This window comes from Novosphingobium sp. DS6-6 (genome assembly GCF_057784975.1).
On record NZ_JBYNTS010000024.1, the window covers coordinates 1 to 3,377 of the forward strand.

Sequence of the window (3,377 nt, forward strand, 5' to 3'; positions counted from 1 at the left end):
CCTTACAAGCATGATTGGAGTGATTAGGACCGGTTAGCTTCATGCGTTACCGCACGTCCACACCCGGCCTATCAACGTGGTGGTCTACCACGACTCGATGATACCTTATCTTGAGGGAGGCTTCCCGCTTAGATGCTTTCAGCGGTTATCCCGTCCATGCATAGCTACCCTGCTGCGCTCCTGGCGGAACGACAGGTACACCAGAGGCATGTTCACCCCGGTCCTCTCGTACTAGGGGCAACTCCTCTCAAGTATCGACGCCCACGGCAGATAGGGACCAAACTGTCTCGCGACGTTCTGAACCCAGCTCACGTACCACTTTAATTGGCGAACAGCCAAACCCTTGGGACCTGCTCCAGCCCCAGGATGTGATGAGCCGACATCGAGGTGCCAAACGATTCCGTCGATATGAGCTCTTGGGAATCATCAGCCTGTTATCCCCGGCGTACCTTTTATCCGTTGAGCGATGGCCCTTCCACGAGGGACCACCGGATCACTATGACCGACTTTCGTCTCTGCTCGACTCGTCAGTCTCGCAGTCAGGCAGGCTTATGCCATTGCACTCTAGCAGACGGTTTCCAACCGTCCTGAGCCTACCATCGCGCGCCTCCGTTACTCTTTAGGAGGCGACCGCCCCAGTCAAACTACCCGCCACAGAGGGTCCCCGCACCGGATCACGGTGCTGGGTTAGACATCAGAAAACAACAGGGTGGTATTTCACCTATGGCTCCACGCCGGCTGGCGCCAGCGCTTCGAAGCCTCCCACCTATGCTACACAATTCTTTCCTAATGCCACTCTGAAGCTGCAGTAAAGGTGCACGGGGTCTTTCCGTCTAACCGCGGGTACTCCGCATCTTCACGGAGAATTCAATTTCGCTGAGCATATCCTGGAGACAGTGGGGAAGTCGTTACGCCATTCGTGCAGGTCGGAACTTACCCGACAAGGAATTTCGCTACCTTAGGACCGTTATAGTTACGGCCGCCGTTTACCGGGGCTTCAATTCGGAGCTTGCACTCCTCCTCTTAACCTTCCGGCACCGGGCAGGCGTCAGACCCTATACGTCGTCTTGAAGCCGACTTAGCAGAGTCCTGTGTTTTTGCTAAACAGTCGCTACCCCCTGGCCTGTGCCCCCTGCCAGTGCTTGCGCATAGGCAGGGCCTCCTTCTTCCGAAGGTACGGAGGCAATTTGCCGAGTTCCTTCAGGATACTTCTCTCAAGCGCCTTGGTATACTCTACCTGACCACCTGTGTCGGTTTCGGGTACGGTCTATATGGAGAGGCTATTTCCTGGAACCTCGTCGCTGCCAGATCAATCCGATAAGACCTGACAACTTTTAAGATCCGTCACTCTTCTCCAGGCCCACGAATATTAACGTGGTTCCCATCGACTACCCCCTTCGGGCTCGTCTTAGGGGCCGGCTCACCCTGCTCAGATTAGCTTTAAGCAGGAACCCTTGGTCTTTCGGCGAGAGGGCATCTCACCCTCTTTGTCGCTACTCATGTCAGCATTCGCACTTCCGATACCTCCACGGTCGGTTACCCTCCCGCTTCGCAGGCCTACGGAACGCTCCGCTACCGCTCAGATCAAAGATCTGAACCCTAAGCTTCGGTGCGCGTCTTGAGCCCCGTTACATCTTCGCCGCAGGAACCCTTGATTAGACCAGTGAGCTGTTACGCTTTCTTTAAATGATGGCTGCTTCTAAGCCAACATCCTGGTTGTTTTGGGATTCCCACATGCTTTCCCACTTAGACGCGACTTGGGGACCTTAGCTGTAGGTTAGGGCTGTTTCCCTCTTGACGACGGACCTTAGCACCCGCCGTCTGTCTGCCGGATAAATCTCGCTGGTATTCGGAGTTTGGTTAGAGTTGGTAGATCTCGCGACCCCCGCATCCATCCAGTGCTCTACCCCCAGCGGTATACGTCCGACGCTCTACCTCAATAGATTTCGCGGAGAACCAGCTATTTCCCGGTTTGATTGGCCTTTCACCCCTAAACACAACTCATCCGACAATTTTTCAACATTGAACGGTTCGGCCCTCCACTGCGTGTTACCGCACCTTCAGCCTGGTCATGCCTAGATCACCGGGTTTCGGGTCTAATTCATCGAACTAAAGCGCCCTGTTCAGACTCGCTTTCGCTGCGCCTACACCTAACGGCTTAAGCTCGCTCGATAAACTAAGTCACTGACCCATTATGCAAGAGGTACGCAGTCACCCCCTATGGGGCTCCTACTGCTTGTAAGCATCCGGTTTCAGGTACTGTTTCACTCCCCTCATCGGGGTGCTTTTCACCTTTCCCTCACGGTACTGTGTTCGCTATCGGTCATGTACGAGTATTTAGGCTTGGAGGGTGGTCCCCCCATGTTCAGACAGGATTTCACGTGTCCCGCCCTACTCAAGACCTCATCCATCACTTTCGCATACGGGGCTCTCACCCGCTATGGCCCGCCTTTCCAGACGGTTCTGCTAGTTGAAGATCAGGTACTGGCCTCCTCCGCGTTCGCTCGCCACTACTAACGGAATCTCGGTTGATGTCTTTTCCTCCAGGTACTGAGATGTTTCAGTTCCCCGGGTTCGCTTCACCAAGGCTATGTATTCACCTCGGTGATACCTTATCCACCTCTCCAATCCCTCCGTCGCCAGAGCCATTGAAGAAATGGTGAAGGTGGGTTTCCCCATTCGGAAATCGCCGGATCAAAGCTCGCTCACAGCTCCCCGACGCTTATCGCAGCGTGCCACGTCCTTCGTCGCCTGTACATGCCAAGGCATCCACCAGATGCTCTTACCTCACGCTTGAGAATCCACACCATCACCAGCAAGCCTGCATAACGCTTGCAGTGTACCAGGTGCGGACGATATCTCAGCCAGATCGAACAACGCATCACATGGCTCGCGCCACACAACCGTTGCCCATAATGTGTGAACGCAATCGAACGACGACCGTAATCGTCGATCCATGCGCCACGGCATCGATCAAAAAACCCATTCACAATGTCAAAGAGGCGCACGACACGCCAATACCCCACCCCGCTCGCGCAAGGTGCGGAACCGTTTTCTTCATCCCCGGAGATTGTTGTTTCGAGCAATCCACCATGCAAGCCGCGCAGCGGCGAGAATGGTGGAGCCTATCGGGATCGAACCGATGACCCCCTGCTTGCAAAGCAGGTGCTCTCCCAGCTGAGCTAAGGCCCCATAAGATCGTCTTGCTGCAGACCCGTAGCACCAGCACCGGCTCGCCTGCGCCGTCAGACGCAAGACCACGCAGGTCAGGTCAGGCTCGCGCCGTCAGTCGTGGCCCCTAAACGCGGCCGACCTGTCGGTCGCCCGAATAGGCCACGCCTTATGGCGCGGCATCGCCGCGCTGGCCGCGCTGGCCG

Annotated in this window: 1 tRNA gene and 1 rRNA gene; both read right to left on the minus strand. The window is 55.8% G+C overall.

Annotated features, from left to right (window positions below):
- Positions 1 to 3: 3 nt before the first annotated feature.
- A 23S ribosomal RNA gene (locus AC3EDY_RS15870) occupies positions 4 to 2,796 on the minus strand.
- Between the two features lie 320 nt (positions 2,797 to 3,116).
- Positions 3,117 to 3,192, minus strand: a tRNA-Ala gene (locus AC3EDY_RS15875).
- Positions 3,193 to 3,377: the final 185 nt, after the last annotated feature.